Genomic DNA, 19,433 nt, shown 5'->3' on the forward strand with positions numbered 1-19,433 from the left:
CGCACCCTCGAAGCCATTCGAGTTGAGGGAAATCTCGGCAGGAAAGTCGAAGAAGTCAGAAATTCAGAGGAGGAGTCTGAGATGAAGAGAAGGAACTTCGTGCGGGTCGGGGCGGCGCTGCTGGCCATCGGCATCAGCATGCCGGCGCTGACGGCAGGGGCGTTCGCCCAGGATGCGCCGACCGAGATCACCATGCTGACCATGGGCAACAAGCCCACCAACGGTCGCCTCGAGGCGATGCTCGAAAAGCTCAATGAGCTGCTGGTCGCCAAGGTCAACGCCAAGCTCGACCTGTTCTACATCGAATGGGCCGACTGGCAGACCCAGTACAACGTGCAGCTGCTGTCGGGCGACGACAATGTCGATCTCGTCGCCACGGCCACCGACTGGCTCTACGCCTGGGAGAACGCCGAGAAGGGCGCCTTCCTGCCGCTTTCGCCGGAAATGCTGCAGGCCAATGCGCCCAAGACCTGGGCGCAGGTCGAGGCCGACGGCCACTGGGATCTGACCAAGCTCGCCGACGGCAAGATCTATTTCGCCCCCGAGGATAACTACACCCAGTACACCAACCACGGCTTCTTCTACCGCGGCGACTGGGCCAAGGAGGCCGGCTTCGAGAACGGCGAGGTCACCAAGTTCGAGGATTTCACCAAGTACTTCGAGTGGGTGAAGGCCAATAAGCCCGACGCCTATCCGTGGGATGTGGCGGGCGCCAACGAGGCGGCGCTCACCGGCTACATCCAGGGTCATACCGACTTCCAGACCCTGCAGGGGATCAGCGCCGGCAACTACATCCCGTTCCACACCACGGCGGCCAACCCCTTCACCGTCACCTCCTGGTACATGGAGGGCGACGCCCTGGTCGAAGCCGCAAAGCTCGCCAAGCAGTGGAACGATATCGGTGTGTGGCGCGAAGATGCGCTGAACTACGATGGCGATACGCGTGAGGAGCTCTATGCCGGCCTCTCCGGCGTCGAGCAGCACCACACGCAGACCTTCGTCAACGACATCGTCAACAACATGAATACCAAGCAGCCCGGCTCCGACCCCAAGTTCTTCTACTGGGGCCAGGAAAACGGCAACTTCTTCAAGGACATCTTCACCCACGGCGCCATGGCCGTGAGCGCCTACTCGAAGCACCCGGAAAAGGCGCTGCAGGTCTATGACCTGATCCGCAACGACAAGGAAATCTACGACCTGTTCAATTTCGGCATCAAAGATGTCGACTACGTCATCACTGCCGATGGCAAGCTCGGCTATCCGGAGGGCTACGACTCCTCGACCATGGCGCTGGGTACCGACTACTGGTGGGGTCGCACCGATGAGTTCGAGCTGCCGCGCACCACGCAGGCTCCGAACCGGGCGGAGATCATCGCCGCGCTCGATGCGAGGGCCAAGGACTACCCGTACTCGACGCTGATCGTGAACAAGCAGAACATCGACTCGACCCTCGCGGCGATGGCCGGCGTGCTGTCGGAGTACATCCCGCAGCTGCAATACGGCAAGTTCGAGGACCCGGCCGCTGCTGTCGCCGAGATGCGCCAGAAGCTGAAGGACGTCGGCTACGAGGACGCCCGCGCTTCCATCCAGGCCGACATGGACGCCTGGAAAGCCGCCCGCGGCCTCTGATCGTCGAACTGGACCGGGCGGTGTTCGCACCGCCCGGTCGCTCCGGAGGATCCAGCATGGCAACTCTGTTCTCGCAGGACTCGGCGTTGATGCGCGGCCTGAGCCTCGTTGCCGATGTGATCGTCCTCAACCTGCTGTTCGTCGCCACCTCGATCCCGCTCTTCACCCTCGGCGCCTCGCTGACGGCGCTGAACTTCACCGCGATGCGGCTTGCAACTGGGGAGTGCAACTCGGTGAGCGCGGACTATTTCCGCTCGTTCCAGCGCAACTTCCGCCAGGCCACGCTGATCTGGCTGCTGCTGCTCGCTTTGGTCGGCGTCTTGGCCGCCTGGTATGTCGTCGTCACCAACCTGACCTTCGGACCGCTGGCCGAGCTGATCCTCCTCGCCATCTGGTATGTGCTCGCCTTCAACTTCGCCGCCGCCGCCCTGTTCGTCTTCCCCTATCTCGCCAGCTTCGACGGCCGTATCCGCGACGTGCTGCGCAACGCGCGGCTCCTCTCCTGGAAGCACCCGTTCACGGGCTTGGCCGCAATGGCGCTGATCGGCCTCTCGGTGATCGTCACCATCTTCTACCCGCAGTTCACCGGCTACGGACTGTTCTGGTTCTTCGTCGGCTTTGCCGGCATCGCCACCATCAACGGACGCCTGTTTGCCGGCGTCTTCAGCAAGTACATCGCTGCCGCTGCGTCGGCATCCACCTGATAGATAAGGGCCGACGGCTCATGCATAGCTACGATATCCGCCGGTGGGTCTTCACCCTCACGGACACGCCGGAGGCCTGGGCCAAGGGTTTTGATGATACCGCGTGGCGGCCGGTCACCGTGCCGCATGACTGGAGCATCGCAGAGGATTTCGCCGAGCACCATTCGAGCGGCACCGGGTACCTGCCCGGCGGCATCGGCTGGTATCGCGCGCACGTTTCGCTGCGTGACGTCGGCGATCTCGCCGGCAAGCACGTGCGGCTCAAGTTCGGCGGCGTCTACAAGAACGCCCGGGTCTGGGTGAACGGCTACCATGTCGGCGGCCGTCCCTCGGGCTATGCCGAGTTCTCGTTCGATCTGACCGAGATCCTCTCCTACGCCAACAGCGACGACCTGGTGATCAGCGTCAGGGTCGAGCACACCGATATCTCCGATAGCCGCTGGTACAACGGCACCGGCATCAACCGGCACGTGACGCTCGAGCTGCATGAGGCGGTGCGCGTCGCCGAATACGGCACCGTGTTCGAGACGCTGGCGGCCGACTCTGCGGAAGCGTCGGTCCGCGTCACCCAGCGGCTGGTCAACGACACCGCGGCAGCGTTGACGGTCGCGGTGCGGCACGAGTTGCGCTCGCTCTCGTCGGGCCGGACCGAAACCTTCGAAACCACGGCAGAGCTTGCCGCCGGGGCGTCGGCCGAGACCGTTGTCACGGCAACCGTCCCGCAGCCTGAGCTCTGGTCCGATACCAGCCCGAACCTCTATCGGCTCACTACCACCCTCAGCTGGGGCGCGAACCAGCGCGCCATCTACGACGAGACCGTCGGCATCCGCACCTTCCGCTTCGATGCCGAGCGGGGCTTCTTCATCAACGGTGAGCCGCGCACCCTGAAGGGCGTCTGCCTGCATGAGGATGCCGGCCCGTTCGGCACCGCGGTGCCATCAGAGGTGTGGCTGCGTCGGCTGCTCAACCTCAAGCAGCTCGGCTGCAACGGGGTGCGCATGGCGCACAACCCGCACGCCCCGGAACTCTATCGCCTCTGCGACGCGCTCGGTTTTTACGTCATCGACGAGGCCTTCGACGAGTGGGAGAACCCCAAGAACAAGTGGTGGCAGGGGCACAATGTCTACCCGCCGCGCCATCAGGGCTATGCCCAGGATTTTCATGAGTGGGGCGAACGCGACCTGATCAACATGATCGATGCGCACCGCAACCATGCCTCGATCATCGCCTGGAGCACCGGCAACGAGATCGACTATCCCAACGATCCCTATGCCAGCGCCATGTTCGAGGCGATGACCGGCAATAACGACGCCAACAAATCGGCCAAGCAACGCGCCTACGATCCGAACCGCCCCGATGCCCGGCGCCTCGCGACGATCTCGCGCCGGCTGGCTGCCATCGTGAAGGCCAAGGATCCGACCCGGCCGGTGACGGTGGGCGCCGCCTTCCCCGAGCTGTCGCGCTACACCGGCTTCCTCGAGCCGCTCGATCTCATCGGCTACAACTACAAGGAGCACCTCTACTCGGCCGATCACGGCAAGTTCCCCGGCCAGCCGATCGTCGGCAGCGAGAACGGCCATGGCTATGCCGAGTGGCGCGCCGTTACCGACAACGACTACATCTCCGGCCAGTACCTGTGGACTGGCATCGACTATCTCGGCGAGACCGACCGCTGGCCGCATCACGGCTCGCGCGCCGGGCTGCTGACCATCGCCGGTTTTATCAAGCACAGCGCCCAGTTGCGTCGCAGCTGGTGGTCGGATGAGCCGGTGGCCTATATCGCGACGCGCCAGCGCGGCGACGAAAAGAAGAACCTCTGGTCGCACCCGATAGCCCGGTCCTGGGATGACATCGCCGGTGGCGATGTGGAGGTCGTCTGCTTCTCCAACGGCGAACCGCGGCTGAGCTGCGCGGGCGTGGATGTCGCGCTGACCCGCGACGACGAGCACGGTTACTGGGTTGCCGCGGCCTTGCCATCGAACGGGCCGCTGCTGCTGGAGACACGCCGGAACGGCCTGGTGGCGCAGGATACGCTCGGCTCACGCGGCGACGCGGTGCGGATCGACGCTGTGGTGTGGCAGGCGCCCGACGAAGCCATTCGCTGGTGCGCGGCCGCTGGCCTGCTCGGCGACAGCGTCATCCAGATCGAATGCACGATGCGCGACGCGCACGGCGAGGTGGCGCGCAACGACCTGCCGGTGACGGTCGAGGTGGATGGCGGCGTTCTGCTCGGCATCGAGAGCGGCGACCTCAGCGACAACACACCATACGCAGTGCCCGAGCGGCGCAGCTTCGACGGGCGGGCCATCGTCTTCGTCCGTGCCGGCGAAAACACCTCGCTGCGCCTCAGCGCTCCCGGCCTGCCGGAGCTCCGGCTTCAACCTCCCGAGGCCGGCCTCGCCGGCGAACCTCTCCCAACACGGTGATCTGAACATGCTGATCGATCTCAAGAACAAGGTGGCCATCGTCACCGGCGCCGGCCGCGGCATCGGCAACGAAATCGCCAAGACCCTGGCTGGCGAGGGCGCCATCGTCGTCGTCACGGATATCCGCCAGGAGCTGCTCGATGCGGTCGCCGAGGAGTGGCAGCGCAATGGCTGGCGCGGCCTGCAGCTGCTCTGCGATGTGCGCAAGACCGAGGACAATCGCGCCGCTGTTGCGGCGGTGGAGCAGGCCTTCGGCCGCATCGATATCCTCGTCAACAATGCCGGCGTCGCCGGTGGTGCGCGGGTCGAGGAGCTCTCCGAGGAGACCTGGGACCTCAACCTCGACGTCAACCTCAAGGGCACCTTCCTGATGTGCCAGGCGGTCATCCCGGTGATGAAGCGCCAGCGCTCCGGCCGCATCCTCAACGCCTCGTCTTTCGCCGCCATCATCCCGTCGGTCGGCGGCGCCGCCTATGCCGCCTCGAAATCCGGCGTCGAGGGCCTGACCCGGGTGCTGGCCGGGGAGCTCGGGGCGCACGAGATCACCGTGAACTGCTATGCCCCGGGCATGATCCCGACGGCGATGAACCGCTTCGCCGACCGGACCGATGCCGAAAAGAGCCGGCTGCTCGACACCCTGACGCTCCGCCGCTGGGGCAGCCCCAAGGACGTCGCCAATCTCATCTGCTTCCTCGCCTCGGACCTGGCGTCCTACATCACCGGCACGATGATCGATGTCTCCGGCGGCAAGTTCGCCACCCAGATGCCGTGGGTCAGCCACCGCGAGCCGTAGCTCTCTGCGCTTCACGATTCAGCTGCGCGATACGGCGGCTGGGCTCAAGCCTGGCCCCACTCACCGGCTGTCATCCCAGCGAAAGCTGGGACCCAACTATCGGCTGACGCGGGCTGAGAAATGGGTCCCAGCTTTCGCTGGGATGACACCGGGGATACTTGGTCGATCAGTGAAACGAACTGCGTTTCAGGCAGTCGGCGGATCCACATAAGCGTCCTGCGGCAGCTCTTTCTGCGTCACCCAGGCCGCCCACCAACCCTTGAGATGGTCGCGCATCGCCGTCTCCGCCGCATCGGGGTCGCGGGCGGCAATGGCGTTGAAGATGTCGGTATGCTGGCGATGCGCATGCTGTTCGGTGAACGACTCCCGCTGCAGCTTCGAGCGCCGTTCTTCGACCCAGCCGGCAAAGGCATCGTGCACCGCCTCGAAGATGCGGTTGTCTGCCACTTCGAACAACGTCCGGTGAAACAGCGCGTCGGTGCGGACGAACTCGTGCCGGTCGCCGATGGCGCGGCCATTGCCGTCGAGCCGCTCGCGCAGCAGCGCCAGCTGTGCGTCGGTGATGTTTTTTGCCGCGTTGCGCGCCATTGCCTGCTCGAGGAATGAGCGGGCGGCGAACAGGTCCTTGAACGTCTCGCCGTCCTGCAGCGACAGGTGAATGACGCTGTCGAGCGATTCCAGCACGCTGAAGACATCGGGTTTGCGCACCCGCGCCCTCCGGCCGTTCTCGGTTTCGATCAGCCCCTTCTTCTCGAGGAACAGAAACGCTTCGCGCACCGAGGGCCGGCCGGTCTCGAAGGTCTCCATCAGGTCTCGTTCCGAGGGCAGGCGGTCCCCCGGCTTCAGTCGTCCATCGCGGATCGCCGCCTCGAGGCGAGCCGCCACCACCTCGTACAGCTTGGGGCGGGATATCGGCGCCAGTCCGAGACCTTGGCTGGAATCGCCTTCGTTCATTGAGTGTCCTCGCTTGGTGCCGCCAGCATAACCAAAACGGATGAGCCCACAAGACTTGATGTCATGCCATCATGCTGTTACCTGTCATGCCAGTTTGGTGAGGTGGAGAGGAGGGTGGACGGCGCTGGCGCACAGCGTTCGCCTGCCGCCGCCAGCACCGTTCACGTGGGAGGGAAAAGCAGTGAATGAGACCTTGAACCGAGCCGGCTGGACGCGCCGGCGGGTGCTGGCGAGCGCCGCAGGCGGCGTGGCCCTCGCGGCCGCCGGAGCGTTCCCGATGCCGGCCATCGCGCAGTCGAAGAAGCTGACCTATTGGGGCGGCCTGGTGCTGAGCGATACAGCCCACAAGCTGCTGATCGACGCCGTCACCGCCTGGGGCGCGGCCAACAATGTCGAGACCGAGGTCGTCTTGATCAACGTCAACGAGATCACCCAGAAGGTCTCCGCCGCGATCGCCTCTGGCACGCTCCCTGATGTCTTCGATGTCGGGCTCGAGCTCCTGACGCTGCTGTCGCGGCAGGATGTCTTCGCCAAGGTCGACGACGTCTATGAGCGGATCGGCAACGCCCATGGTGGCTGGTTCGAAGGTCCGGCCAAGGCCAGCGACATGACCGCCGTAGCCGGCGGCCGCACTGCCATTCCGTTCGGCGTCAGCGGCAACCTGCTGATGCGGCGCAAGGACCTGCTGGAGCCCGCCGGCTTCACCGAACCGCCCAAAACCTGGGATGAACTGGTGACCCAGGCTGTGGCGATCAACAAATCGCCGCTCTCAGGTCTCGGCCTCGCGCTCTCCAACGTGGGTGACGGGAACCTCCAGACCAGTGTGCTGCAGTCATTCGGCGGCCGCATCGCCGACGATGCAGGTAAGAAAGTGATGCTCGACTCCCCCGAGACCCGCCTGTGGCTCACCTGGCTGAAGGACGCCTGGGACAAGGGGTTGTTCGCGCCGGGCAGCACCGTCTGGGACGGCTCGGGCGACAACCAGGCTTACCTGTCGGGTCAGGTCGGCTTCATTGCCAATACCGGTTCGGTCGCCGTGGCGGCGCGCAAGGACGATCCCGAGCTGTTTGAGCAGACCGGCTTCTCGGCCCTGCCGGCCGGTCCGATCGGCACCATCTCGCCGGTCAGCCCGCAAAGCCGCGTCATCAACGCTAAAAGCCCGCTGGTCGAAGAGGGCAAGTCGCTGCTCGAGCACCTCGCCAACTCCGAGTTCATGAACGAGTATTTCCAGTACGCCATCTGGGGGCCGGTGCTGAAGGACCAGGAACAGCTGCCGGCTTTCGACGGCTCCAACACCATCCTCAATGGTCTGCTCGATCTGGCCAAGACCGGCACGCCACCCGCCTACCCTGATGTGTTCAACGCCGCCTATGCCGACATGTCGGCCAACTTCATCATCCCCAAGCTGGTGCAGCGCGTGGTGGTCGACGGCTGGGATTTCGACAAGGCCATCGCCGAAGGCCAAGCCTCGACCCAGGCGATTTACGACAAGTACTGATCCGGTGGGACGGGCACCACTGAACGATCCGCGCGCTTGGCTACCCCTCACCCTGGCCCTCTCCCCAAAGGGGCGAGGGGACGCACTTTGCGCCGGCAGTGCCACAACGCCCCCTCGCCCCTCCTAGGGGAGCGCGAGAGCGCCCCCGAGGGGAGAGGGTTGGGGTGAGGGGCCGCCAAGCGCACCGGACCATGACTGTTTCAACTCAACGTCCCGCCTTTCGCGGGGCGGCCGGTCAACGTCGAACCGAATTTTGGAGAAAGAGATAATGGGTATCAGAGCGGCGGTGGGGCAGTTTCACGACCTGACCGAGGAGCGGCTGCGCTTCGCCAAACAGATCGGCGTCACCGGGTTGCAGATGAACAATCCGGCGCTGCCCGGCGACGGCAAGTGGGCCGAACAGGATGTTCGCGAACTGGCCGACAAGGTCCGCGAGGCCGGGCTGACCTTCGAGGCGATCGAGAACGTGCCGTCGCAGTTCTATATGAAGGCGATGCTGGGGCTCGAGGGCCGCGACGAAGAGATCGAGAACTACCAGGCGACGATCCGCGCCGTCGCCCGCGCCGGCATCCCGGTGCTGGGGCTGCACTTCATGCCCAACTCGGTGTGGACCACCGACTATGTCGGGGTGACCCGCGGCGGCGCCACGGCGCGGAAGTTCGATATGGCCGTGGTCGAAGCCAACAGCGAGAACCTGGAACTGCTGCGCAGCTTCATGCCGACCGGGCTCGGCAGCCTCTCGGGAATGCCTTTGTTCGGCAAGGATGGCCCCTTCGTTTCCGAAGCGCAGATGTGGAGTAACTACAGCTACTTCATGAGCGCGGTGCTGCCGGTGGCGGAGGAAGAGGGCTTGCGGCTGGCGCTCCACCCCGACGATCCGCCAGTGCCGATGTTGGGCGGCGTGGCGCGGCTGTTCTACAAGCCCGACAACTTCAAAAAGGCCTATGAGCTGTTCGGCCAGTCGCCGAGCTGGGCGCTCGATCTCTGCCTCGGCTGCTGCTCGGAAATGATCGGCGGCAAGCAGAACGTCACCGAGATGATCGAGTTCTTCGCCCCCAAAGGCCGCATCGCCTATATCCATTTCCGCGACGTGCAGGGCACGGTGCCGAACTTCACCGAGTGCTTCATCGGCGATGGCAATTACGATCCGGCCGAAGTGATCGCGCTGCTCGCCGAGAACGGCTTCGACGGCTTCCTGCTCGATGACCACGTGCCCAAGATGGATGGCGACAGCGACTGGAACCATCGCGGCCGCGCCCATGCCATCGGTTACATGCAGGGCCTGATCCGCATGCTCGAGTTCAGCCGCAGGTAGACGCCGCGCTGATCACCCGCAGGAAGCGACGCCGGTTGCAGCCTCTCGTTTTGCCCGTTACCTCAGCAGGCACGCCTCAGGAGGAGCAGCGTCGTGGCCGGCCCCCTTATCTTGTTCCGAACCCCGTATTTTCGCGGCCCGGTGCCGCTGGCAGGCGTGCCCGACGCGCTGCGGGATCACTTCACCGCCGATCAGGCGCGGCTCCGGGAAGCCGATGCCGTGGTGTTCCACATCCCGGACTGGCGCCCCACGCAACTGCACGATACGCCGAAATATCCCGGCCAGCTCTGGGTGCTCTGGTCGATGGAAAGCTCGGTGAACTATCCGCGCATGGGGGATCCGGCTTTTCTTCGCCATTTCGACCTGTTCGTCACTTACGAGCGGAGCGCCGATATCTGGTCGTCGTACCTTCCGCCGATGGCCCAGTGGCAAACCGCCCTGCAGGTGCCGCAGCCGTCCAAGCCGGAAGCGGCGCCGCTCGTGCTGTTCCAGTCGGCGCTCATTGACGGCTGCGGCCGCAACGCCTTCTCCGGCGCCCTGATGCGCCGGATTCCGGTCGACTCCTATGGCCGGGTCTATCGCAACCGCACGCTGGCCGAGGACCTGGGGCGGCAGAGCAAGCTGGACACGATCTCGCGCTATCATTTCTGCCTGTCGCTCGAGAATTCGTTGTCGCCTGACTATGTGACCGAGAAGCTGTTCGACCCGCTGCTGGTCGGCACCGTGCCGGTCTATCGCGGCGCCCCCAACGCTGCCGAGTTCGCCCCCGAGCATTCCTATATCGACGCCGAGGCCTATAGCGGACCCAAGGGCCTCGCAGACTATTTGCGCCACCTGCTGCAGAGTCCGGCCGAGTACGCCGCCTATTTTGCCTGGCGACAGCGGCCGCTGCCCGATTGGATCGAGGAGAAGCTTCGGGCCTCGGCGACCTCGTGCTGGCTTCGCCTGCTCGAGCGCGTCGACACCGCCCGTACCGGACGGCGGAGCGGGCGGCCGGCGCTGCCCTTCGGTTTTCGAGCTGCACTCTCGGCGCGGACCACGCGGCTGCTGCGCCGGCTTGGCGGCCGGCAGTCACCGCCGGTACAGTTCCAATGACGGAGCGCCCGACCGCCAACCTGCAGGAGCTGCTCGTCGCCTGTCTGCGGTTCGATGGCGCTGAGGGCGATCAGGCCCTGGCTGGCCGCATCGCGGCTGCAGGGTGGGAGCAGTTGCTCGGCCATGCCGACGAGCTGCGCCTTGCTTCGGTGCTGATCACGGCAGTCATGCGTCGCCGTCTCGCGCCACCGGTGCCGCCGCTGACCCTGCCTGACGGACGCATGACCATTACCAGGGCGCTGCAGCAACGCTGGACCGATCACCTGGCGCGTCGCGCCATCATGCGGCAGCGCCTTGACGAGATCGTCGGAGCCCTGCGGCGCGAGGCCATCGTTCCGCTGGCGCTGAAAGGCGGGCGATCGATCGTCACCGGCGCGCCGGACTGGCGGCACCTGCGCGACCTCGACCTGCTGGTCGCGCCGGCTGAGGCGCAGCGCGCTCAGCAGATCGTCCTGGCGCTCGGCTATCGTCCGGCCGGCGAGCCCCGTCCCCGGCTGATCCATCATCATCTGCACGAGCTGTACCGCGCCGACATGCCCGGCTGGATCGAAATTCACCGGCGCGGCGGCCCCTCGCGCGTCGAGCAGTTCCTTCCCTCTGCCGAGCTGCTGGCCGCAGCCATGGACGCCTCGCCGGGCAATGCGGGCGCTATGGTCCTGCCGGACCATCTGCACGTCCTGCACGGCATCATCCATCACCATGTCGGCCACCGCGCCGTGAAGCATGCCACCATCGAGCTCAAGGCGCTCTACGAGTTCGCCGCCGCGGTCATCGACATGGACGAGGGCGGGCGACGCCAACTGGTCGAGCGCGCCGCGAGGCATCCGCGCCTGCTGGCAATCCTCGAGCTCTGGACGGCGGCGGCAAGCGATTTGCTGGGCATGCCGGTGGCGGCGTCGCTGCACCTGGCGACGGATTCGATCGCCTGGTGGGCCAGCATGTGCCGGGCGACGCCGGACATACCGTCACCGGGGATCGGGCCGGAACTGCGCGCGGCCACGTCTGCCGAGCGGATGCGCCGGGCAGCCGGCGGCGACAGCGCCCTGCGCCGGTTCTACTGGCGGCTGACCATGCCGCTGACCTTCGTCAAGCGGCCGATGCTCATGCCAACGCGGCGGCACCGCCAAGCGCCATCGCCTTGACGCGATATTCCTGAACCCCCGGGGCGGCGGCGGCCGCGCGCGCAAAGGCTGCGGCTGCCTCGGCGCGGTTACCCAGGCGCAGCAGCGCGACGCCCATCAAGTCGTGGGCATAGGCGCCGAAAATCCGTCGGTCGTGCGCCAGGATGTCGTCGACGACCGCATCGGCATCTTGTGCAAGGAGCAGCCGCAGGTCGTCGATCGCCGCACCAAATGCTCCGGCATTCACGCTGGCGCGAGCTCGGAGGAACAGCAGCGACCAATTCTCGGGGTGAAACGTCAATCCCGCTGCGATCAACTCGCGCATATCTTCTCCGCGCTGCATGCGAAGGCGAGCGTGGGTGTGGATCAGCATGCTGCGCATGATGCGGCCCGGCCGGTCGGTGGGCTCACGGCGCCCCAGCCCCTGACTCGAGACCGCGATCGCCTCGTCCAACTGGTCCAGTCCGGCCAGCGTGTTGGCCAGATCCTGCCAGTAGTAGCTGCGATCGGGATGGCGCTCCACCGAGGCGCGCAACAGGGGCAGGTTGCGGCGGTACTTCGCCAGCATGTCGCCGTCATAGCCCAGATGGAAGAGCTTGGCGGTCGTGTCGATGACATGCACTCCGGCCGCACGCTGCAGCGCCGACAGGTCGGGCAGCATCGTCTCGTGCATTGCTCCCTTGAACCGGAGCCGCTTGTCGTTTCGGAACAGCCGGAACTCGCGGTAGAGCGTGCTGTTGCTGGTCACCCGGAACAACAGTCGGGCGGCATAGACATCGGGGGCATCGAGCCCGACGCGCAGGTCATCGCGCGTGGTTTCGACCAGGCGTTCGTCCGCGTCGATGTAGAGAATCCACTCCGACCCGGCCGCCTCGAGGCCGACATTGCGGGCGGCGGCGAAATCATCGTGCCAGGCATACCGAAGGATGCGTGCCCCATGCGCCCTGGCGATGTCGACCGAGGCATCCGTAGAGCCGGTATCGACGATGACGATCTCGTCGACCAACCCCTGCAAAGATTTCAAGCAGCCGTCGAGGAACGGCTGCTCGTTCTTGACGATCATGCACGCGCTGATCCTGGGATCAGCGCGCGGTGTTTGGCTCACGAACCGGTGGAGTTCGCAGCGAACGCCGGGCTCACCATCAGGCCATCGACGGCAAACGATACCACCACAGGAACGGCAAACGCCGAAGTCGTCACCAGTTTGCGCAGCGCATCGCGGCGACCCTGGTCAACAGTTTCGAGCGCCTGTTCGAGCCGCTCGCTCTCGTTCTTCTCAGACATCGCAACCCCTTGCTCTCAATCAGCTGCGAAATGTTGCTCCGCAACGTGGTTCACGTCAACTGCGATGCAATACTTGACAGGTGCCATTCAGCGGTAGCGAGGTCTCCGAGCAACAGTTGGTAGGCTGGTACCTCCACCGCCACCTGCCGCAGCCGCCCGGCAGCGGCGGCTACGCCGGTACGCGGCAGCATCACTTCGCCCATCAATCGCCCGAAAGCATCCTTGCTGACGATCGGCCGCGCCGCCGAGCGCCCACCGTGGTTCGCAACGAGGAATACCATGGCGTCAAGCCGGCCCGGGCGAATCGCCCATGGCCGTCCGCCCACCGCGGGACTGATCGAGCGGACAATCGAGCCGTCCCAGTTGTGAACAGAGGGCGCTTGCCAGACCTGATCCGGCAGCTTCGCGACCAGGTGCAGGCTCCCCTCTTTCACCCGCAGGGTTCGAGGACGCGCCACCACCTCGCTGTCCCGAATGACCAGGTGTTCGTCGCCCTCGACGTCATAGCCGGCCAGCGCCAGATGCAAAGCGAGTGTACTCTTGCCCGATCCCTTGTGCCCGACCAGCAGGACGCGGCGCCCGCCGATCATCACCGTGGCCCCATGCAGGAACGGGGCGCCCGGCTCACCTTCGACCAGATCGGCGAGGATGATCCGGTGCATGGCGCTGAGCACATGGTTCGGCGTTCCCTCGACGAGTTCGCCCGAGGGCAGGGTGGCCGCGAGAAAACCGTCGCGGAAGCGCACCGGAATATCGAGAACCTCGAGCGGCAGAGCCGGCAATTCTGGCGCCGCTTCGACGAAGCGCAACAGCGAAGCGACCTCGTCGGAGGGGGGATGCAGCCGATACTCTCGCCTCAGGGTGCGGCAGACGATGGGGCGCAAACCACCAGCCCTTCGTCGAGCAGCGAGGCGAGGCAGTCCTTGACTGCCTCGGTCGGCGCCACGTCGAGGCCGAACGCATCGGCGATGAAGGCCTCGATCTCGCCGGCCGTCTTGTTGAGGCCGCACAGTTCGAACACGATCAGCGCGGTCGGATTGAGGAAGTGCACGCGCTCGCGTTCGTTCTGGTAGACCATGGCGCCATCCGGTACGCGATTGACCTCGATGCCATCGACGGAACTGAACTTCGTATCGGGTGCGATCTCAGTCATCGCATCTGGTCTCCTTTGGCCCGCTGGTCATCTAGCTGCAATTTCCGAAAGGCGGCAAGCGAGCCGTTCGATGACGCCACCCCGCTGATACTGCGCGCGGACGATAGACCATGCGGCCTCCACGCGGGTCGCGCTGGCGCGGGCATCGGCGATAGTATCGAGCGTCGCCTCGGCGAACCCGGCGACACTGTCGGCGAGCAGCAAGTGCTTGCCGCTTTCGAACGGCAGCCCCCTGGCGCCGAGGGTGGTTGCGACCAGCGGCACCCGGTGCGCGGCGGCTTCGAGCAGTTTCACCCGCGTACCGGCGCCAGCGCGGAGCGGCGCAAGAAACACCGTGGCTCGACCATAGGCATCGGCGACGTCTTCGATATCGGGTTGAACCTCGACCCTGTCCCGCTGCCCAAGCCGGGCAACCCGGCCGGCATCGCGCCCAACGATCAGCAGACGCAGCGGACGAGCCGCATGGCGTTGGATGAGAGGCCAGATCTCCTCAACGAGCCAGTTGGCCGCATCGACGTTCGGTGCGTAGCCGAATGAGCCGAGAAACAGCAGCGTTGCGCCATCATCTCGCCGATGGGTTTCGGCCGGCACACTCACCGCGTTCTCGATGACCTCGAGCCCGGCGGTCGTCGGGTGGCGGTGCTCGATCAGAGCTGCATCGAGCCGGCTCGAGATGAACCGGGCGGCAAAGCGCGGGGCTTGCCGCCCGATGAGTGCGGCCATGGCGTCGGCCTCCGCCGCTGCCCAGGCCGAACCGACCGGATCGCCCGGCTCCAAAGTTGCGGCGATCTCACGGTGGGAGGTCCACTCGTCCTCATCGAGATCAACGGTCGCTCGTGCGGCGTCGAGCACCTGAAGCGCGTCGCCCAGATAGGAGCGCCCGAGGTGAACGAGGTCATAGCGCTGCGCTCCGACCGCGGTGCGCAGCTCCGCGAGGACCGGCGAAGACAGGTGGCTGGCGAGCGAACTGCGACCGTAACTACGGAAGGCCGAGAGGCGCGCCGCCGGAACGGCGAGGCGCGCCAGCAGGCTGAAGTGGGTATCCTGCCGCCCGGCGACCGGAATGACCGTGGCGGGGACGCCAAGCTCATCGGGCAACGCGGCCGGAGCGTCGTCCCGCCCGACCACCGGCAGGACGACGAGACGCGTCTCGAAGCTCCGGCTCAGCGCTTCGAGAAACATCCCCTGCCGCATGGCGAGGCCGTTGCCCGACCGTGCCGGCATGATCGGTGCGATGTGCAGGGCCCGCGGCCGCTCGCTCATTCCGGGATCTCGGCCCGGATATAGCCGGTTTCGAACTTCAGGGTGCGATCGACCCTGCTGAGCGGGGGCGGTGGTGTGACCCGCTCCGCCAGGTCCAGCAACCGGCTCGCGATAATCGGATCGGTCTGCAATCCGGCGAGCGTCGCGATCCGCTCCCTGACCCCGGGCAGCACCGCAGCGATGAGGCCGAGCGCATCCACCAGCTGTTGCGACACGCCGGCCGGGCCGCCGAACGCGCCGCCGGCGCGCAGCAGCTCATCGACGAGGCCCGGCGCGGGCAGGGCGACAGGCTCCGCTCCGGCAACGCCGTAAAGGCTGACGTCGACGATCGGCACCCGGTGGCGCTGCCCGCGCCAGATCCGATCGTCGCCACGTTCAAGCACATAGCCGGGCCGATCGCTGCCGGAGAGAACGAGCTTGTGGCTGCCTCCGCTATCCTCGACCCACCAGTGCCGGCGGTCGACCGCGCGGCCGGCGCCGACCTCGGCATGCTCTCCCAACCGGATGGTGAACGCCGGCTCGTCAGCGGATTCGAGCACGAACTCACCCGCGGCGATCAGCTCCTGTTCCACTTCGCGCGCCCCGAGGCTGCGGTCGGGAGCGGTGAACGCGTGCCCGCTCCAGCGCCGCTCCAGCTCGGCCATCGCCGCGAGGCAGGCGGCCTCATGCTGGAAGCCGAACAGCTTCCGCTGCTCACCGCCATATTGCCATTTCGCATTGGTCCGGTGCTGGAACAGGGCGTTGCCGGAAAAGTCCCGCTGCACCAGCATGAACTCGTCGGTATAGGGGCGATGTGACACCAGCGCATAGGGCGCGCCCAGCATCTGCCAAGCGAGGAGGTAAGTATCCTTGTCGCCATAGATAAGCCGATAGAGGTCGTCGGCCGCCTCGTTGAGCCGAACCGCCGCCCGTAGCGCTGCCCCGTGCCGCCGCCGATCGACCAGCATCTGCCCGCTTTCGAGTGACACGGCGCGTCGCGGCTCAAGCCCGAGCAGCGCCCATACGGCGTTGTCGCTCCGCAGGTCGATGATGTCTGGCCAGAACACCGCACCGGCCTCGACATATTCCGGCCAGTCGAAACAGGCCGCCGGGTCCGAAATCGGCACCTGGTCGGCATCGAGCAGCAAGGCTTCGGCAAAGCCGCTATGCAGCAAGGCAAACGATTTGAGCTGCCAGCCGTCCCGGATATTGGCCCCGGTCGCCGCAATAACCGGATTGGCGTCGACCAGCCGCACCCCGAGGGGTTCGATCAGCGCCGCCATCGCCGCAGAGACCTCGGCCTGGCCGAAATACCAGAGCTCGACCGGCAGCTCGGATTTCAGCGCGTGGCGCAGCATGTGAACCAGCACATAGGCATTGGTGAAGATCCGGGCGCCGCCCGCGACGATCACCAGGCCGCGTCCCTGCCCCTGAAGCGGGGCCGGCGACGACGCTCTGATGTCAGCGGCCAGACGGCGGATGCGCTCCGCAGCTGCTGCTTGATCGGTCATGACGTCCCCCTGCAACTGGCACGGATTACCTGTCGACGGCCGCTTGCGCCTTCTGCGTTCATTAGATTTTATCGCGCCGCAAGGGGCAATAATGTCCGCGCTGGAATCGAATGCTTCCCAAAGTTCTCATCCTCACGCCAGTCAAAGGGGCCGCCCGGCACCTGCCGCGCTACACCGAACTCGTCGAGCAGCTGGATTGGCCTAAAGACCGGCTGTCAGTCGCCTTGCTGGAAGGCGACAGCAAGGACGGCACCTTTGCCGTCGCCGAGACGCTGCTGCCACGACTGCGCCAGCGGACTCGCAGGGCCGAGCTGTTCCAGCGCGATTTCGGCTTCAACATCCCCGATGGCGTGCCGCGCTGGGCCCCCGCCTTCCAGCTGATGCGGCGCGCCGTGCTGGCGCGGGCCCGCAATCACCTGCTGTTTCGGGCCCTCGATGACGAGGATTGGGTGCTGTGGATCGATGTCGACGTGATCGACTACCCGGCTGACGTGCTGCGCCGGTTGCTGGCGACCGGGTTCGATATCGTGGTGCCCAACTGCGTGAAACGACCGGGCGGCAAGACCTTTGACGAGAACAACTGGGCAGCGGAAGGGACCGTGACGCTGTCGGACCGCCGGGGCAGCGGCGCCATGCGCCTCGATGCGGTGGGCGGCACCATGCTGCTGGTCCGGGCCGACCTGCACCGGGATGGCCTGGTGTTTCCGTCTTACCCTTATGGCGTTGCCAGTGCGCGCATCCGCAGCCGCCACCCGGTCTGGGGCAAGGGCGAGATCGAGACCGAAGGGCTTGGCGCCATGGCGGCCGATATGGGGATCCAGTGCTGGGGCCTGCCCGACCTCGAGATCATCCACGCCAATGAGTAGGCTGTTTCGGGGAGCAGCGTCTCCGGTCACGATCGACATGATCGGCCTGCCGCGCTTCCGGATGGTAACGCATGGCAGAGGCGATATCTTCGTCTCGAGGGTGATCGAGGACTGGGGCAACTGGGAAGCCAGCAATACCGCCCTGCTGCTGCAGATGCTCGGCCGGCCTGCCGACTTCATCGATATCGGCGCCAATATCGGCTGGTTCACCCTGGTTGCGGCGCACGCCCTCAGCGGACGCGGACAGGTTCACAGCTTCGAGCCCGACCCCGCCCATCTCGCAAAGCTCCGGGCCAATGTCTCCGCCAATCACCTCGAAAACGTCACCATCAATAGCTGTGCCCTTTCAGACAGAAATGGTGACGCGCGCCTCTACCTGAACGCGGTCAACCGCGGCGACAACAGCTTGCTGCCGAGCATCGAGAGGTCGGGCTCGACGCTGGTGCGGCTGCAGCGGCTCGACGACTACGACGGGCTGAGCCGCGAGCGTCCGCTGATCGTCAAGCTCGACGTACAGGGCAGCGAGATCGATGTGCTGATGGGAGCGCGGACGTTGCTGACCAGCTACCCACATGACGTGGTGCTGTTCTGCGAGGTGTCGCCGTCGGCCCTGGCGGCGGGCGGGCGTCGCACCGCCGAGCTCGCGGCGCTGCTCGATGAGTTCGACTTTGCCGCGGCCTTTGTCGATCGGGCGCGTCCCCGGATCATCCCGATGAGTTGGCAGCGACTGGTCGACCATCAGGAAGACGACAATCGGCGTCACCCGGGCGCGGATTGCGATATAGTCGCCTTCCGTCGGATCGATGGCTTGATGGCACCGATCTTCACAATGCGAGGGACATCGTGACGCGAAAGATACTGGTTCTGGGAGCTGGGGGCTTTATCGGTTCTCATCTGGTTCGCCGGCTGGCGAACGAAGGCAATGAGGTGCACGGCGCCGACCTCAAGCGGTCCGAGTTCTCGGCTTCGGCCGCCTATCGGTTCATGATCGCCGACCTCCGCGATCCGCTGGCCTGTGCCGAGGTGTTCGACCGGGGCTATGACGAGGTCTACCAGCTGGCCGCCGATATGGGGGGCGCCGGCTACATCTTCACCGGCGAGAACGACGCGCAGATCATGCGCAACTCGGCAGCGATCAACCTCAACGTCGTCGCCGCCTGCGAGCGCACGCGCGCCGGCCGGCTGTTCTATTCCTCTTCCGCCTGCATCTATCCGGCGCGCAACCAGGTCGATCCTGATCACCCCGATTGCAGCGAAGACTCGGCCTATCCCGCCGCCCCCGACAGCGAGTACGGCTGGGAAAAGCTGTTCTCGGAGCGGCTCTATCTTGCCCAGGCGCGGAACCACGGCATGCTGGCGCGGATCGCCCGCTTTCACAATGTGTTCGGGCCGGAAGGCGCCTGGCGCGGCGGGCGCGAGAAGGCGCCGGCCGCCATCTGCCGCAAGGTGGCGGAGGCCCGCGACGGCGACGAGATCGAGGTCTGGGGCGACGGCGAGCAGACCCGGTCGTTCCTCTATGTCGATGAGTGTCTCGAGGGCTCCATCCGCCTGGCGCGCTCCGATGTCACGAGCCCGGTGAATGTCGGCTCGGACGAGATGGTCAGCATCAACCAGCTGGTGGACATGGTGGCGGCGATCGCCGGCAAGCGACTGTCGAAACGCCACATCTCCGGCCCCACCGGGGTGCGTGGCCGGTCCTCCGACAACCGCTTCATCGAGCAGAGCCTCGGCTGGCGCCCCAGCATGCCGCTCCGGGCGGGGCTCGAAAAGACCTATGGCTGGATCGAAAGCCAGGCTCACGCCGTCCCTGCCTGAGCCGTCCGACAATCAACGAGGAGCATG

General features: G+C 65.8%; 18 protein-coding genes. 11 read left to right on the top strand and 7 right to left on the bottom strand.

Features of this window, described 5'->3' with window-relative positions:
- Positions 1–81: 81 nt before the first annotated feature.
- From ASC89_RS12285 to ASC89_RS12300, 4 genes are read left to right on the top strand one after another with little or no spacing between them, the layout of a single operon-like run.
- Positions 82–1,629, top strand: a complete 1,548-nt coding sequence (locus ASC89_RS12285; RefSeq protein WP_055998141.1) for a DUF3502 domain-containing protein — start codon at positions 82–84, stop codon at positions 1,627–1,629.
- A gap of 56 nt (positions 1,630–1,685) precedes the next feature.
- The gene (locus tag ASC89_RS12290) at positions 1,686–2,333 is read left to right on the top strand and encodes a DUF624 domain-containing protein (protein ID WP_055998144.1); all 648 of its coding nucleotides are present in this window, start codon (positions 1,686–1,688) and stop codon (positions 2,331–2,333) included.
- Between the two features lie 20 nt (positions 2,334–2,353).
- Positions 2,354–4,759, top strand: coding sequence for a glycoside hydrolase family 2 (locus tag ASC89_RS12295; protein WP_055998147.1), 2,406 nt, complete (start codon positions 2,354–2,356; stop codon positions 4,757–4,759).
- 7 nt (positions 4,760–4,766) lie between these two features.
- Positions 4,767–5,552 (top strand): SDR family NAD(P)-dependent oxidoreductase, encoded by a 786-nt coding sequence (locus tag ASC89_RS12300; protein WP_055998150.1) that lies wholly within the window; start codon positions 4,767–4,769, stop codon positions 5,550–5,552.
- 186 nt (positions 5,553–5,738) lie between these two features.
- Here ASC89_RS12300 and ASC89_RS12305 read toward each other — a convergent pair whose 3' ends face one another.
- Positions 5,739–6,506: an FCD domain-containing protein gene (locus tag ASC89_RS12305; RefSeq protein WP_055998151.1), complete on the bottom strand. Its 768-nt coding sequence runs from the start codon at positions 6,504–6,506 to the stop codon at positions 5,739–5,741.
- Between the two features lie 181 nt (positions 6,507–6,687).
- Here ASC89_RS12305 and ASC89_RS12310 point away from each other — a divergent pair, with 181 nt between their 5' ends.
- From ASC89_RS12310 to ASC89_RS12325, 4 genes are all read left to right on the top strand, one after another.
- On the top strand, positions 6,688–8,004 hold the full coding sequence (locus tag ASC89_RS12310) for an ABC transporter substrate-binding protein (protein ID WP_055998154.1): 1,317 nt from the start codon (positions 6,688–6,690) through the stop codon (positions 8,002–8,004).
- A 268-nt stretch (positions 8,005–8,272) separates the two neighbouring features.
- Positions 8,273–9,319 carry a mannonate dehydratase gene (locus ASC89_RS12315; RefSeq protein ID WP_055998157.1) on the top strand — a complete coding sequence of 349 codons (1,047 nt, stop codon included), beginning with the start codon at positions 8,273–8,275 and terminating at the stop codon, positions 9,317–9,319.
- Positions 9,320–9,412: 93 nt separating this feature from the next.
- Positions 9,413–10,414 carry a glycosyltransferase family 10 fucosyltransferase gene (locus tag ASC89_RS12320; RefSeq protein WP_055998160.1) on the top strand — a complete coding sequence of 334 codons (1,002 nt, stop codon included), beginning with the start codon at positions 9,413–9,415 and terminating at the stop codon, positions 10,412–10,414.
- Positions 10,411–11,556 carry a nucleotidyltransferase family protein gene (locus ASC89_RS12325; RefSeq protein ID WP_055998163.1) on the top strand — a complete coding sequence of 382 codons (1,146 nt, stop codon included), beginning with the start codon at positions 10,411–10,413 and terminating at the stop codon, positions 11,554–11,556. Before ASC89_RS12320 ends, ASC89_RS12325 begins: the two co-directional genes overlap by 4 nt.
- Here ASC89_RS12325 and ASC89_RS12330 read toward each other — a convergent pair.
- Genes ASC89_RS12330 through ASC89_RS12355 form a run of 6 tightly spaced genes read right to left on the bottom strand, consistent with a single transcriptional unit; the run spans position 11,516 to position 16,725 of the window.
- Complete coding sequence (locus ASC89_RS12330; protein WP_055998165.1) at positions 11,516–12,598, bottom strand: glycosyltransferase family 2 protein; 1,083 nt, start codon at positions 12,596–12,598, stop codon at positions 11,516–11,518. The two genes, ASC89_RS12325 and ASC89_RS12330, sit on opposite strands and share 41 nt — an antisense overlap.
- Positions 12,599–12,636: 38 nt before the next feature.
- A complete protein-coding gene (locus ASC89_RS12335) occupies positions 12,637–12,819 on the bottom strand; it encodes a hypothetical protein (protein WP_055998169.1) in 183 nt (60 codons plus the stop codon).
- Between the two features lie 50 nt (positions 12,820–12,869).
- Positions 12,870–13,628 (bottom strand): hypothetical protein, encoded by a 759-nt coding sequence (locus tag ASC89_RS12340; RefSeq protein WP_055998172.1) that lies wholly within the window; start codon positions 13,626–13,628, stop codon positions 12,870–12,872.
- A gap of 47 nt (positions 13,629–13,675) precedes the next feature.
- The gene (locus tag ASC89_RS12345; protein WP_055998174.1) at positions 13,676–13,972 is read right to left on the bottom strand and encodes a PqqD family protein; all 297 of its coding nucleotides are present in this window, start codon (positions 13,970–13,972) and stop codon (positions 13,676–13,678) included.
- 27 nt (positions 13,973–13,999) lie between these two features.
- On the bottom strand, positions 14,000–15,235 hold the full coding sequence (locus ASC89_RS12350) for a glycosyltransferase family 4 protein (RefSeq protein WP_055998177.1): 1,236 nt from the start codon (positions 15,233–15,235) through the stop codon (positions 14,000–14,002).
- Entirely contained in the window at positions 15,232–16,725 is a 1,494-nt protein-coding gene (locus ASC89_RS12355) for a hypothetical protein (RefSeq protein ID WP_055998180.1), read from the bottom strand. The genes ASC89_RS12350 and ASC89_RS12355 overlap by 4 nt, the downstream gene beginning before the upstream one ends.
- 110 nt (positions 16,726–16,835) lie before the next feature.
- On the opposite strand from ASC89_RS12355, the gene ASC89_RS12360 reads away from it, so the two are divergent.
- Genes ASC89_RS12360 through ASC89_RS12370 form a run of 3 tightly spaced genes read left to right on the top strand, consistent with a single transcriptional unit; the run spans position 16,836 to position 19,406 of the window.
- Positions 16,836–17,591: a hypothetical protein gene (locus ASC89_RS12360; RefSeq protein WP_055998183.1), complete on the top strand. Its 756-nt coding sequence runs from the start codon at positions 16,836–16,838 to the stop codon at positions 17,589–17,591.
- The gene (locus tag ASC89_RS12365) at positions 17,584–18,438 is read left to right on the top strand and encodes an FkbM family methyltransferase (protein WP_082533344.1); all 855 of its coding nucleotides are present in this window, start codon (positions 17,584–17,586) and stop codon (positions 18,436–18,438) included. Before ASC89_RS12360 ends, ASC89_RS12365 begins: the two co-directional genes overlap by 8 nt.
- Positions 18,435–19,406, top strand: a complete 972-nt coding sequence (locus ASC89_RS12370; RefSeq protein ID WP_055998189.1) for an NAD-dependent epimerase/dehydratase family protein — start codon at positions 18,435–18,437, stop codon at positions 19,404–19,406. Before ASC89_RS12365 ends, ASC89_RS12370 begins: the two co-directional genes overlap by 4 nt.
- Positions 19,407–19,433: the final 27 nt, after the last annotated feature.

The organism is Devosia sp. Root413D1 (assembly GCF_001425235.1).
In the GTDB taxonomy this organism is placed as follows: domain Bacteria; phylum Pseudomonadota; class Alphaproteobacteria; order Rhizobiales; family Devosiaceae; genus Devosia_A.